We start from the raw sequence: 13,390 nt of genomic DNA on the forward strand, positions 1-13,390 counted from the left end.
AATACTAATTTTGTAAGCTTGTATAAAACATCAATACATTTCAGTCTGTCTTAACAAAAACAGTGAGAAGAAAATTTTCTAAAAATTAAATGAAAAATAAAAGCATTCAATTTATAATCATTTTTATAGCAGTAATTGGCATTAATCTATTGGCTAGCCATTTCTTTCTTAGGTTAGATTTAACCCAAGAAAAACGGTATACGATTGCTGATGCTACCAAGAATTTATTACAAAACCTTGATGATGAAGTATATATAAAAGTATATTTAACAGGAAAAGGTATTCCTGCTGGTTTTAAGCGCTTAGAAAATGCTGTTAAAGAGACGCTGGATGAATTTAGGATTTATGGTGGTTCAAACGTGAAATACACCTTTGTTGATTTGAATGCTGAATATAGAGACGAGAAAACAAGAAACGAGAGAATAGCGGCTATCGCTAAAAAGGGAATTACTCCTACCAATGTCTATAATAATGAAGATGGGAAAAAAACGCAAAGTTTGATTCTACCCGGTGCAATTATCACTTATAAAGGTAAAGAAATCGCTACTTTATTATTAAAAGGGAATAAATTATCCTCTCCACAAGAAATTTTGAACCAGTCTTACGAAGGGGTTGAGTATCAGTTAGCTTCTGCTATTAAAAGAGTAACAGCTACTCAAAAAAAGAAAATTGGATTTTTTATTAATTATACATCGCTTCCTGCGGTCAATCAGCTAGACTTAATTGGTGCTTTAAAACCCAATTATGAATTATATCCTGTGGATTTAAGAAATTCACCTACGTTGGATGGCTTAGATGCTATTTTTGTATTAAAGCCTGACCAGCTTTTCAACGATGATGATAAATACAAAATTGACCAATTTATTATGAACGGAGGCAAGGCGGTTTTCTTTGTTGATGCAGTAAAGGTGGATTCTGTCGCTCGCGAAGGGAACATGGCTCAAATTCAAAATCTTGGCCTAGAAGATTTATTGTTTAAATATGGTGTTCGTTTAAATCCTAATTTAATTAAGGATGCCCAGATGAGTGCTGCTATTCCTTTGGACATTGGGAACTTTGGCGACCGGTCTAATATTCAGCTTGTTCAATGGCAATATTACCCTTTAATCAATACTTTTGGCAAATCGCCTATTGTCAGAAATTTGGATGCAATTTATACTAAATATGTAGGTTCATTAGATACCGTTCGTGCCGATGGCATTACTAAAGTACCATTGTTGATGACATCTCAATATACGCAGTTATTGCACGCTCCTGCGATTATGAGCTATAATTTCGCTAGTAAAGATTTGAATGCGAATCAATACAAAGGGGGTGTTCAAACTGTGGGGATATTGCTTGAAGGTAAGTTCGAGTCTTTATTCAAAAATAGAATTTTGCCTAGCGACCCTCGTTTTGCTACCTTTAAAGCAGAGGGTAAGGATTCTAAAATAATCGTTTGTTCAGATGGAGACATTCCTGTGAATGATTTTGATCAAAAACACAATGCTCCCCTACCCCTTGGTTTTGATAAATACTCTGGCAATACATTTGCCAACAAAGATTTTGTATTAAATGCTATTGATTATTTATTGGATGATAATGGCGTAATAGTAGCCCGAAACAAAGAAATTAAACTAAGACCGTTAGACAAAGCTGCTTTGCAAGATGAAAGAACTTATTGGCAATCAATCAATTTAATTGTTCCAGTAATCATTTTAGTGGTTCTTGGGCTTGCCAGAAACTTTTGGAGACAAAGAAAATATACGCGATAATATATTTTTAACTGCAAAAAAAACTTTCTTCTTAGCGAATTTTGGTGAAAAATAATTAAAAGTCGGGGCTTATTCGTAGTTTTGTAGTAATTTTTAAAAATAAAGTACTCAATATCAAAACCCGATGCGTTTTGATAATGTAATAGTCATTCTCAACTAAAAATATTCCTCAAGATAATGAAATTCGTCGTATCCTCATCAGTTTTATTGAAACAACTATCGACAGTTAATGGCGTTATTGCTAATAATCCGATTGTACCTATTTTGGAAAACTTCTTATTCCAAATTGATCAAACTCAACTGACAGTGACTGCTTCTGATTTACAGACGGTAATGATTACGACGCTAGCAATTGAATCTTCAGACAACGGAGCAATCGCTATTCCTGCTCGTTTATTGTTGGATACTCTCAGAGGGTTACCAGATCAGCCAATTACGTTTAAAGTTGATAAAGACACTTTTGGTACTGAAATCATCACCGAAAATGGTCGTTATAAGCTATCAGGCGAGAATCCAATCGATTTCCCTAAAGTGCCTCAAGTGACAAAGAGTTTGTCAGTACAAATATCTGCTGAAGTACTAAGTGCAGCCATTTCAAATACTATTTTTGCTGTTTCAAACGATGACTTACGTCCAGCAATGACAGGCGTTTATGTACAACTGTCACCTGAATATACCAATTTTGTAGCAACAGACGGTCACCGTTTGATTCGCTATAAAAGAAGCGATGTAAAGTCTGAGTATGATTCTACGATGATTATTCCTCGTAAAGCATTGAATTTATTGAAATCATCATTGCCTTCTGATGATACTACTGTTACTTCAGATTTTAGTACATCAAATGCTTTTTTCAGTTTCAATAATGTGAGAATGATTTGTCGTTTAATCGACGAGCGTTTCCCTGATTATGAAAATGCTATTCCTAAAAACAATCCAAATGTTTTGACAATCAACCGTTCTGAGTTTTTAGGTTCTTTGAAACGTATTTCAATTTATTCAAACAAAACAACTCATCAAATTCGTTTAAAACTATCAAATAACGATTTAGTGATTTCGGCTGAGGATTTGGATTATTCTAATGAAGCTAATGAAAGATTAATGTGTGATTATGAAGGTGATGAAATGGAAATTGGTTTTAATGCTAAATTCATGATTGAGATGTTGGGCAACCTTACTTCAAACATGATTTCGCTAGAAATGTCTCAGCCAAACCGTGCTGGTTTGATTATTCCTGCTGACAAAAAAGCTGACGAAGATATTTTAATGTTAGTAATGCCAGTTATGCTTAATACTTATGCATAATTAAAAATATAATCGAAAAAAGGCGTGAGAGTTTTATTCTTACGCCTTTTTAGTTTTAAAATGTTAATGATTGTTAACGACAAACTTTGTTATTCAATTAACAGTTAAAGAATTATTCATCGGTTAAACTATTGTAACCAATTTAAACGTTTTGTATCAAACTTAATCAATCTTAATAAAATGTTAAAAACTAGAATTTTATCTGCTTTATTAATCCTTTTTGCAATCGGTGTAAATGCTAAACCAAATCTTTCAAAAGCCCCAGTTGCTGCTACAGGCATTCAATTTTTCAAAGGTACTTTTAAACAAGCTTTAGCTAAAGCCAAAAAGGAAAACAAAATGATTATGATGGATTGCTACACTACTTGGTGTGGGCCATGCAAAATTTTGAAAAACCAAGTATTTACTGATAAAGCTTTGGGAGATTACATGAACCAAAAATATATTTGTGTAGCAATGGATTATGAGAATGGTGAAGGTCCAGCAGTTGCTCAAAAATATCCTGTAGATGCATACCCATCAATTTATTTTATTGATAGCAACGGTAAGCCTAAAACGATTATGGTAGGTGTTCCTAACCCTATTCCGAATGCTGCCAATGTAATTTTAGCACAAGCGAAAAAATTTGTAAAGTAATATTTTTGAGAAAATAAAAAAGCCGTGATTTTGTATCAAACAAAGTCACGGCTTTTTTATTGGTCACTGAAACGCTTATAAAATCTATTGCGCTATTCTGATGAATAGGTTGATAGGGTAAAATTTATTTAACAACTTCTTGTTTTGTCCTCATTTTAATATTCAATACTTCCACCAATAATGAGAAGGCAATAGCAAAGTATAAATATCCTTTTGGTACCTCACCTACTTCTGAGCCAAATAAAGAAACGTTAGCATCATGAGCAGACTGAGCGATTAGCATAAAGCCAATCATAATCAAAAATGCCATCCCTAACATTTGAATAGAAGGATGACGGTTTACAAAATCACCAACTGGACCAGAAAAGCCCATCATAATAGCAATTGACAGCACTACTGAAATAATCATAATTGGTAAATTATGAGTTAAACCAATCGCAGTAAGGATAGAGTCTATTGAGAATACGATGTTAATCAGCGCAATTTGAAGCACTACAGCCGTTAATTTATCCGCTGCTGAACCTTTAGGTACTGTTACATCATGCTCCTCACCTACTTCAAGTTTCTCATGAATCTCGGAAGTAGCTTTAAATAGTAAAAATAATCCTCCGACAAATAAGATTAAGCTCTGTCCAGAAATCCCCGCATTAAACCAACCTAATTGGATGTAAGTAAAAGGTTGTTGTAATGAAATAATGAATGAAATACCAAACAATAAGGTAATTCTAAAAAGCATTGCTAATAATAAACCTATATTTCTAGCTTTTGCTTGGTTTTTCTTTGCTAATTTATTCGCTGCAATTGAAATAAAAATGATGTTATCTATTCCTAGAACGATTTCTAAAAAAGTAAGTGTAAGTAAGCTTATAATACCCCCTGCTGTAAATAATTCTGACATTTTGTTTTGGTTTAAATATTTTGATTACACAAATTTATTCAGTTTAGCCAATAAACAAAACCTCAATTGTTATGAAAGGTTAAAATCATTTACAACTTATATCAAAAATAGCATGAATGTTTTATGCACCTAGCTTTGCTTTTAGCATCATTTATGATGGTTTTGAAGATGGTATATACTTGAATGAGAATTCTAGAAAAATATAGAAAATTTCTTATAATTTAACTTATTGATAATAAAACACTTATCATTTTTTACAAAAAAGTATTGATTTTTTCTTTGTTGAGATTTGCACAGTAAGGAAATAAAGCGTAATTTTGCACCACCTTAAAAGAAAGGGATTTGGTTTCATAGCTCAGCTGGTTCAGAGCACCTGCCTTACAAGCAGGGGGTCCTAGGTTCGAATCCTAGTGGGACCACCAAATTACAACAACAATCTCGGTTTCATAGCTCAGCTGGTTCAGAGCACCTGCCTTACAAGCAGGGGGTCCTAGGTTCGAATCCTAGTGGGACCACCATCAAACAAGACAAGCCTTAACATTTTGAAATGTTAGGGCTTTTTTATTTGTTTCATATTGATATCAAACAAAAAGGGTTAAAAAGACAAATCTTCTTAACCCTTTTTGTTTGATAAGGCTCAAAGCTAATTACTCAAAGCTGAGCGCTATTTACGCATCATATTTGCCATGTTAGGCATTTTCATTTTGCCATCTTGCACATTGTTCATCATTCTCATCATTTTACGCATTCCATCAAACTGTTTGATTAAATTATTAATCTCAGTGACAGATGTACCCGAACCAGCCGCAATACGCTTTTTACGAGACATATCTAAAAGCTCTGGTTTCTGGCGTTCCTTTGGTGTCATCGATTGAATGATGGCTTCGATAGATTTAAACGCATCGTCTGGAATATCTACGTCTTTCACCGCTTGCGACATTCCCGGAACCATACCCATCAAGTCTTTGAGATTACCCATTTTCTTGATTTGCTGTAACTGCGAATAGAAATCTTCAAAACTAAATTGGTTCTGACGAATTTTCTTGTTGATACGTTCAGATTCTTCTTCATCAAAAGCATTTTGTGCTCTTTCAACCAAAGAAAGTACGTCACCCATACCCAAGATACGGCTCGCCATACGATCAGGATAGAATTGATCAAGAGCATCCATTTTCTCGCCTGTAGAAATAAACTTGATTGGTTTATCTACAATATGACGAATAGAAAGCGCCGCACCACCACGAGCATCACCATCTAATTTAGTCAAGACAACACCATCAAAATTCAGGCGTTCGTTAAATGTTTTAGCTGTATTTACAGCATCTTGCCCCGTCATCGAATCCACTACAAAAAGGATTTCTGAAGGTTTGATAGCATCTTTAACCGCTGCAATTTCATTCATCATTGCTTCATCTACTGCCAAACGACCAGCAGTATCGACAATGATTACTCTTTTACCCATTTTTCGTCCATAAGAAATGGCATTTTGGGCAATCTCAACGGCGTTTTTATTCTCAGGTTCAGCATATACATCTACGCCTACTTGCTCTCCTAATACTTTCAATTGGTCGATAGCCGCAGGACGATAAATATCACAAGCAACTAACAACACATTTCTACCACTCTTTTTAAGGTATTGTGCTAATTTACCAGAGAAAGTAGTCTTTCCAGAACCTTGTAAACCTGCAATTAAAATAACGGCTGGGTCTGGCTTTAAATTAATAGCCTGTACCGACGAACCCATTAATTTAACGAGCTCTTCATGCACAATTTTCACCAACATCTGTCCAGGGTCAACGGCAATAAGGATTTTTTGTCCCATTGCTTCTTCCTTGATACGGTCAGTGATTTCTTTAGCTACTTTATAGTTAACGTCGGCATCCATCAAAGCCTTGCGGATTTCCTTGACAGTACTTGCTACATTGACATCCGTGATACGTCCCTTACCTTTCAGGGTACGCATTGCGGTGGTTATTTTACTGCTTAAATTCTCAAACATTTTTATCTATTGCTTCTAATTTTTCTTGTATGATTTTGCTCAAAATTAATTTTTACAAAGTTTAGTCATTATTGACACTCCTAAACTTTTTTCAGAACGATTTGTATTTTTTCATAATCAAAACTAATCCAACATCTAAAGATCTTTTTATCTCAGATTTATTTTTGTGACAAGTCATTTCTCTACAATTTTGAGTTACAATACAAAGGTACAAAATTCTTAATAAAACAGTAGAGAATGATTTATGTATGTTGTATGTGAATCAAGGCTTTCAAAAATCAAATCTAAATAGTTTTAAAATAATTTCATCTACGCAAATACCTTGCGTATTAGCTATTCAACTTTGTATCGTTAAAAAACTTGTCATTGCTTCAAGTAGATTCTCCTTAAGGGTTTCTAATTTATGATAAATCAAGTATTGACATAATCAATTCAATAAAATTGTTTATTTTACTCAGCCAAGTATTAGACCCATCAAAACAACTATTTTTTTCTGAAAAGTAATAAATAGTTTATCGCAAATGAACATACTATTTAAAACTATAGTAGGTAGCCAAGCCTATGGCACCAATACAGTAAATTCAGATATTGATTATAAAGGCGTATATGCCCAATCGACCAAAGAACTGATTGGGTTTAACTATCTTGAACAAATTGATGTAAATAAAGATGAATGTTATTATGAAGTGAGGCGATATTTACAATTACTTCAATCTGCCAACCCAACAATGTTGGAGTTGTTGTTTATGCCCAAAGATTGTATCATTGAAAAACATCCTGCTTTCGATTTAATCATTCGTGAAAGAGATAAATTCCTGACAAAAAAATGTTTACATTCTTTTGGAGGCTATGCTATTGCACAAATAAAAAAAGCTAGAGGCTTACAAAAAAAGATGAATTGGGAACATGATAAAGTAAAGAGAAAGTCTCCTTACGATTTTTGTTATGTGTACGAAAACGGTAAAACTATTTCATTATTAACGTACTTAGGTATTAATCAACTTCTTGAAAACCAGTGTGGATTAGTTGCTTTAAACCATTTTAAAGATTGTTTTTCTTTGTATTATGATGCTCAGAATACTTTAGGATATCATGGCATTGTAACTGAAAAAGGAAATGCATTAAAATTATCTTCTATTCCACAAGGAGAACAACCAGTGACTATTTTATATTATAATCAGGAAGGATATTCAGCTCATTGCCGAGAATACAACCAGTATAATGAATGGCTGACCAATAGAAATACCCAAAGATATGTTGATATAAACAATCATGGGCAACAAATAGATGGTAAAAACCTCTTGCATTGCCGAAGATTATTAGATATTGCCCGTGAAATTGCGACAGAAGGAACAATTAATGTTCGACGGCCAAATGCTAAAGAACTGTTAAAAATAAGGCATGGAGAAATTAATTTGGATGCTTTTATAGAAAATACAGAGTATGACATTCAACAGTTACACCAACTTTATGATATATCTACGTTACCAGATGATGTAGAAATACCTTTTGTCAATTCGCTATTACTAGCGGTAAGAGAGGCAGTAAATTTATAGCGATTTTATGAAGAAAATATTAATATTAAGAGGCTTACCAGCGAGTGGAAAATCCACTTTCGCACGAAAGTTAATTAAAGACAATAAGGGTACATGGAAAAGACTTAACAAAGATGAGTTAAGAGACATGTTAGATAATTCGGTGTATTCACTAGATAATGAAAAATTTGTGGATACTGTTCGCAATGTGATGCTTATGGAAGCATTGAAAGAAGGCAAAAATGTGGTGCTAGACGATACAAACCTTTCAGAAAAATCCATAGAAACGATTCGTGAAGTTGCACAAAAATATGTAAAAGAGACTGGCAAAAAAGTAACCATAGAGTTTAAAGAATTTGATACTTCTTTAGAGGAATGTATTATTCGAGATGAAAGAAGAGAGAAAAAGGTAGGTCGCGAAGTAATTATGAAGTTTTATCATCAATATATGTTGAAACAAAATGACACAACTACCGACACCATAAAACCATCAAAATCAAGTGCTAGAGAACGTGGGCCATTTTATGAAGTACAAGACGAGACATTACCACCCGCTATCATTTGTGACTTAGATGGTACTTTAGCCATTATTCATGATAGAAGTCCTTATGATTCAAAAAGCTGCGAAACAGATTTATTGAATGAGCCTATTGCAGCAATATCGAAAACCTATTACCAAAAAGGGTCAAAAATCATCTTGATATCTGGTAGAGAAGACAATGCAAAAAGTCAAACGATTAATTGGTTACATTATAATCGGATTCAATATGATGCCCTTTACATGAGAAAAACAGGTGATAGTCGTAAAGATGCGGAAATTAAGAAAGAGTTTTATGAGCAGTATATCAAAAATGTTTTTTTCGTAGAATTCGTTTTAGACGACCGTAATCAAATCGTTGACTTATGGAGAAACGAACTAGGCTTGGCTTGTTTACAAGTAAACTATGGAAACTTTTAATCGTTTAAAACAAAAACATGAGTCATCCCGAATTTTAAAATCATAAAAAAGCGGTCGAAAAACTAATCTCGACCGCTTTTTTTTGATTGATGAACAACGAATTCCTACTGTTTGAGCGATAGCGAGTTTAGGAATTCTTGATTTTTTTGTTACTTTTTGCATCAAGGCAAAAAGTAAGGTCGAGTATAAATCCAAAAATCTCTGAAATCTTTTAAAATTTACTGATTTATGAGAAAATTCGGGATGACTCATGTTTATGAGGATAATATAATAATTATTTTCTAATCACCGCTCCGATTTCTTTTTCAAAAGCTGCCATTAGTTTTTCCATAGTTTTATCAATTACTTTATCAGTCAATGTCTGTTCGTAATCTTGAAGAATAAAGCTTACTGAATATGACTTTTTATCTGCTCCTAAATTCTCGCCTTGATATACATCAAAAACATTAATCTGACGCAACAAGTTTTTCTCGTAATTACGTGCCAACTTTTGAATTTGGTCAAAAGTAACTGTTTTATCAATCACTAATGAAAGGTCACGACGTACTTCTGGGAATTTTGGTAATTCTACAAAAGCAGCTTTGTCGTTATATTGTTTGAACAAATAATCCCAGTCAAAATCAGCAAAGAAAACGTGTTGTTTTACCTCTGCTTTTTTAGCTACGCTTGGTTTTACTAATCCTACTTTGGCTACTTCTTTTTTATTCAATAGATAGCTTATCCCATATTCAAAAGTAGCAGTGCCTTCTAATGGTTTTGTATCTAAGTTTTTGAAACCTAAACTACCCAACACTTTATTTACAGCACTTGCCAAAGTATGAAAAGCTACTTTTTGCGATTTCAATTGCCATGTTTCATTTTCGGTATTTCCTGTCACGTACAATGCTAAATGGCGTTTTTCAACGTATTTGTCATTGATTTTGTGATAGGTTTTACCAAAATCAAACACTTTTAAATCTTTCTGACGGCGATTGATATTATGGGCTAATACTTCTAGTCCAGAAAATACCATCGTCTGACGCATCACGCCTAAATCTTCTGATAATTTATTCAAGATTTCAACATCATCATTTGGCAAATCAGCCTTAACCAACGCTGAATAAGCAGGTTTTGTTAAAGAGTTTGTAATGATTTCGTTAAAACCATTTGCGGCTAAAACCTGAGAGATTTTTAACTGCAATTGTTCTCTATCTTTCTGAGGGAAGCCAGATAAAAATTCAGTACCCAAATTTTCTGACAACTCTACATTTTCAAAACCATAGATTCTTAGTACCTCTTCGATAATATCAGCTTCACGTGTAACGTCTACACGATAAGGTGGCACAATGGCTGTAAAACCATTTTCATCTTCTCCTTGAATCTGAATATCTAACGATTCAAGAATAGATTTTACCAAGCTTGTATCCAATGTTTTACCAATCAAACGGTTTACGTTTTTGTATAAAACTGGAATCGTAAAATCTGCAATTGGATTTGGATAAAAATCACTTACTTCCGAAGCAACTACGCCACCAGCTAATTCTTGAATCAACAAGGCAGCATACTTTAATGCATATAATTTAGCATTCGGGTCAGTACCACGTTCAAAACGGAACGAAGCATCTGTTTTCAAAGCATGACGCTGTGCAGTCTTTCTCACAGAAGCTGGGTTGAAATAGGCTACCTCTAAATAAACACGGGTAGTTTCAGGCTTAATACCAGACTTTGTTCCACCAAAAACACCTGCGATACCCATTGGTTCATCGCCATTACAAACCATCAAATCGGTTTCGCCCAATGTGCGTTCTACTTCATCAAGCGTGGTAAATTTAGTACCTGCTGGAAGTGTTTTTACAATTACTTGCTGACCAGCAATAGCATTCCAATCATAAGCATGCATTGGTTGCCCCAAGCCATGACAGATGTAATTGGTAATATCTACAATATTATTAATTGAACGCAAGCCTATTGTTTCTAATGATTTACGCAACCATTCTGGTGACTCCTGCACTTTTACGCCATCAATCGTAACACCACAAAAACGTGGACAAGCCTCAGGGTCTTCTACGATTAATTCTATCGGGAAATTAGTATTATCTACTTTAAAAGCTTCTATGGAAGGCAAAGTAATAGCACGACCCGTTTTAGCTTTAATATCACGTGCTACTCCCCAGTGCGATGCAGCGTCTGCACGGTTGGGCGTTAGTCCAATTTCGATTAACAAATCTGCTTCTAAATTAAAGTATTGAGTAGCAGGCGTACCGTTTGGTAAATCAGTATCCAATATCAAAATACCATCATGCGAAGTACCAATTCCTAATTCATCTTCTGCACAAATCATCCCTTCTGAAAGATGTCCGTAGGTTTTTTTACTAGTAATTTTAAAAATCTCTACTCCTTTGGCATGGTCATAAAGTGTAGTACCTACTGTTGCTACAATTACTTTTTGTCCGGCATCTACATTAGCCGCCCCACAAACAATTTGCGAAGGTGTTTCAGCACCAATATCAACAGTGGTTAAACTTAGTTGCTTTTCTTTCACCATAAATCGTTCGCAAGTAAGTACTTCACCTACTACAAAACCTTCTAAACCGCCCAAAATTGCTTCGTGACGCTCGATGGATTCTACTTCTAAGCCCGTTCCAGTTAAGAGACTATCTAATTCTTGAGCCGACTCTGTTATTTCTACAAATTGTTTAAGCCAATTAAGGGAGATTTTCATTCTAAATGCAATGTAAGATTTCGTGATTGAGAATTGTTTTCTTTTAAAAATTTCTCGGAAATACAAAGTTAAACAAAAAATAGAAGACATAAATAAACCCCACAAGATTGCTTGCATCTTGTGGGGTAAAGATTTTTATTATGAAGACCTGAAAACACGTATGATTTTACTTTTTGGGTAAATCATAAACTGTTAGTTTTAGGCGGTCTTTTGTTATTGCTGTATTCCATTGTTCTATTTCAGCACTGATTCTGGCTGATTGTGAAGTAGATTGTAATACACCTGTTCTGTAATATTCTAAAGCAGATTTCAAGCAAGCTTCATTTGCATCACCTAAGTCTTTAGTAAAATCATCCGTTTGAACTTTATCTACCGCAAAACCTTCGTAAAAATCACCCGTACCTGCTGAATTAACATTTCTAAAAGCGACAGGAAAAGCATAATAGTCCATCGTAGGAATAGCATAATAGCCTACGGGTTTGCCATGAGTCGTATTTCCTATCAATTTAACAGTCATAACTGGTTTTAAAGCATTTATTAATTCTTCACTTGCCGACGCCGTTCCTTTATTCACAATGATTACTATTTTACTTAATTTCAAGCCATTAGTAGCATTAGTAAAATAATCAGTGCTGTTGTATTGTGTATAATTGCTATTATGTTCGGTTTTGGCAAATACTTTACCAATTGCAGTGGCAGGAGCAATTAAATTTCCTAAATAATTAGACACTAACCCGTAGCCTCCTCCATTGTATCTCAAATCTAAAATTAATTCTGTTACATTTTTTGACTTGAAATCAGCAAATGTTTGGTCTAATACATTAAGCGTAGATTGCGCCGTTTTACCATTAATTGCATCTCCTAAAAAAGAATCAAAATCAAAATAACCTACATTGACACCATTTACAGAAAACACTTTCGGGTTTATTACGTAGTCTGATTTATAAGCCGCCGCAGTAAGCGTTAGTGTTTGTTGTGTACCATCTGGTTTAAGAAAAACTGTCGTTTGAGTACTTTTGGCAAGCTCTGTATTTAATTGATTAATATTAGCACTAATAGCATCAATTCCATTAATTTTTAATACCTGCCAACCACGTTTTATACCCAATAATCCCCCTGGAGACTGTGAATATACTAATTTAACTCTTAAGTCTGTAGCACTCACAAAGGCATACTGTATGCCAGCATCAGTACTATTCCCGCTTACGTAATTATCCCATACCGATTTTTCAATGGCAAAGCTCCATCTATCCTGATATTTACCATTTACAAAAGGGCTATAAGTTCTTATTTTCCTCATCACCGAATCAGCGGTTGGATAGCTCGTCGGGTTAAATATAGCTGAACCAGGTAAATTCGTATTCCAGAGGTACAATTCCTGTGAAATAGCATAAACGCTATCCCTTACATCTTTTGTAGCATTATTAATGACATTGTCCTCTGTTTTCTTGCAGGATGAGAACCAAGTAATCGTAAAAAGCAATCCAACAATTGCTATGTTTTTAGTTTTATGAAGCATATAAATAAAGTTTAATTCCTCAAAATACAGAACGAATTCAATCTTAAATTATTGGATAATAGCTTAAGATTGAATTCGTCATTTAGGC

9 protein-coding genes and 2 tRNA genes are annotated in these 13,390 nt (G+C 34.2%); 7 read left to right on the plus strand and 4 right to left on the minus strand.

Annotated elements, in window-relative coordinates:
• The first annotated feature begins 89 nt into the window (after nucleotides 1-89).
• From gldG to VB264_RS06620, 3 genes are all read left to right on the plus strand, one after another.
• Nucleotides 90-1,754, plus strand: coding sequence for a gliding motility-associated ABC transporter substrate-binding protein GldG (gene gldG / locus VB264_RS06610; protein WP_323247823.1), 1,665 nt, complete (start codon nucleotides 90-92; stop codon nucleotides 1,752-1,754).
• Nucleotides 1,755-1,931: 177 nt separating this feature from the next.
• A complete protein-coding gene (dnaN, locus tag VB264_RS06615; RefSeq protein ID WP_309912046.1) occupies nucleotides 1,932-3,056 on the plus strand; it encodes a DNA polymerase III subunit beta in 1,125 nt (374 codons plus the stop codon).
• Nucleotides 3,057-3,236: 180 nt separating this feature from the next.
• Nucleotides 3,237-3,692 (plus strand): thioredoxin family protein, encoded by a 456-nt coding sequence (locus VB264_RS06620; RefSeq protein WP_323247825.1) that lies wholly within the window; start codon nucleotides 3,237-3,239, stop codon nucleotides 3,690-3,692.
• A gap of 124 nt (nucleotides 3,693-3,816) precedes the next feature.
• Here VB264_RS06620 and VB264_RS06625 read toward each other — a convergent pair whose 3' ends face one another.
• Nucleotides 3,817-4,590, minus strand: a complete 774-nt coding sequence (locus VB264_RS06625; RefSeq protein WP_323247827.1) for a TerC family protein — start codon at nucleotides 4,588-4,590, stop codon at nucleotides 3,817-3,819.
• Between the two features lie 344 nt (nucleotides 4,591-4,934).
• Here VB264_RS06625 and VB264_RS06630 point away from each other — a divergent pair.
• Both VB264_RS06630 and VB264_RS06635 read left to right on the plus strand, forming a co-directional pair.
• Nucleotides 4,935-5,012, plus strand: a tRNA-Val gene (locus VB264_RS06630).
• An 18-nt stretch (nucleotides 5,013-5,030) separates the two neighbouring features.
• Nucleotides 5,031-5,108 (plus strand) — tRNA-Val (locus tag VB264_RS06635).
• 146 nt (nucleotides 5,109-5,254) lie between these two features.
• Here the strand turns inward: VB264_RS06635 and ffh are convergent.
• On the minus strand, nucleotides 5,255-6,589 hold the full coding sequence (gene ffh / locus VB264_RS06640) for a signal recognition particle protein (RefSeq protein ID WP_323247829.1): 1,335 nt from the start codon (nucleotides 6,587-6,589) through the stop codon (nucleotides 5,255-5,257).
• A 521-nt stretch (nucleotides 6,590-7,110) separates the two neighbouring features.
• Between ffh and VB264_RS06645 the strand changes: the two genes are divergently transcribed.
• Nucleotides 7,111-8,145, plus strand: coding sequence for a DNA polymerase beta superfamily protein (locus tag VB264_RS06645; RefSeq protein WP_323247831.1), 1,035 nt, complete (start codon nucleotides 7,111-7,113; stop codon nucleotides 8,143-8,145).
• Nucleotides 8,146-8,152: 7 nt separating this feature from the next.
• Nucleotides 8,153-9,082 (plus strand): phosphatase domain-containing protein, encoded by a 930-nt coding sequence (locus VB264_RS06650; protein ID WP_323247833.1) that lies wholly within the window; start codon nucleotides 8,153-8,155, stop codon nucleotides 9,080-9,082.
• 274 nt (nucleotides 9,083-9,356) lie between these two features.
• On the opposite strand, the gene pheT is transcribed toward VB264_RS06650, so the two are convergent.
• Together pheT and VB264_RS06660 are read right to left on the minus strand one after the other, a co-directional pair.
• Nucleotides 9,357-11,783 (minus strand): phenylalanine--tRNA ligase subunit beta, encoded by a 2,427-nt coding sequence (gene pheT, locus VB264_RS06655; RefSeq protein ID WP_323247835.1) that lies wholly within the window; start codon nucleotides 11,781-11,783, stop codon nucleotides 9,357-9,359.
• Nucleotides 11,784-11,949: 166 nt separating this feature from the next.
• A complete protein-coding gene (locus tag VB264_RS06660; RefSeq protein WP_323247837.1) occupies nucleotides 11,950-13,302 on the minus strand; it encodes a S41 family peptidase in 1,353 nt (450 codons plus the stop codon).
• Between the last annotated feature and the right edge of the window lie 88 nt (nucleotides 13,303-13,390).

This window comes from Arcicella aquatica, from assembly GCF_034928825.1.
Classification (GTDB): domain Bacteria; phylum Bacteroidota; class Bacteroidia; order Cytophagales; family Spirosomataceae; genus Arcicella; species Arcicella aquatica.

What these genes read in the sequence shown, in the direction of transcription:
- gldG (WP_323247823.1), top strand. Translation starts at nt 90, where the DNA reads ATGAAAAATAAAAGCATTCAATTTATAATCATTTTTATAGCAGTAATT.
- dnaN (WP_309912046.1), top strand. Translation starts at nt 1,932, where the DNA reads ATGAAATTCGTCGTATCCTCATCAGTTTTATTGAAACAACTATCGACA.
- VB264_RS06620 (WP_323247825.1), top strand. Translation starts at nt 3,237, where the DNA reads ATGTTAAAAACTAGAATTTTATCTGCTTTATTAATCCTTTTTGCAATC.
- VB264_RS06625 (WP_323247827.1), bottom strand. Translation starts at nt 4,590, where the DNA reads ATGTCAGAATTATTTACAGCAGGGGGTATTATAAGCTTACTTACACTT.
- ffh (WP_323247829.1), bottom strand. Translation starts at nt 6,589, where the DNA reads ATGTTTGAGAATTTAAGCAGTAAAATAACCACCGCAATGCGTACCCTG.
- VB264_RS06645 (WP_323247831.1), top strand. Translation starts at nt 7,111, where the DNA reads ATGAACATACTATTTAAAACTATAGTAGGTAGCCAAGCCTATGGCACC.
- VB264_RS06650 (WP_323247833.1), top strand. Translation starts at nt 8,153, where the DNA reads ATGAAGAAAATATTAATATTAAGAGGCTTACCAGCGAGTGGAAAATCC.
- pheT (WP_323247835.1), bottom strand. Translation starts at nt 11,783, where the DNA reads ATGAAAATCTCCCTTAATTGGCTTAAACAATTTGTAGAAATAACAGAG.
- VB264_RS06660 (WP_323247837.1), bottom strand. Translation starts at nt 13,302, where the DNA reads ATGCTTCATAAAACTAAAAACATAGCAATTGTTGGATTGCTTTTTACG.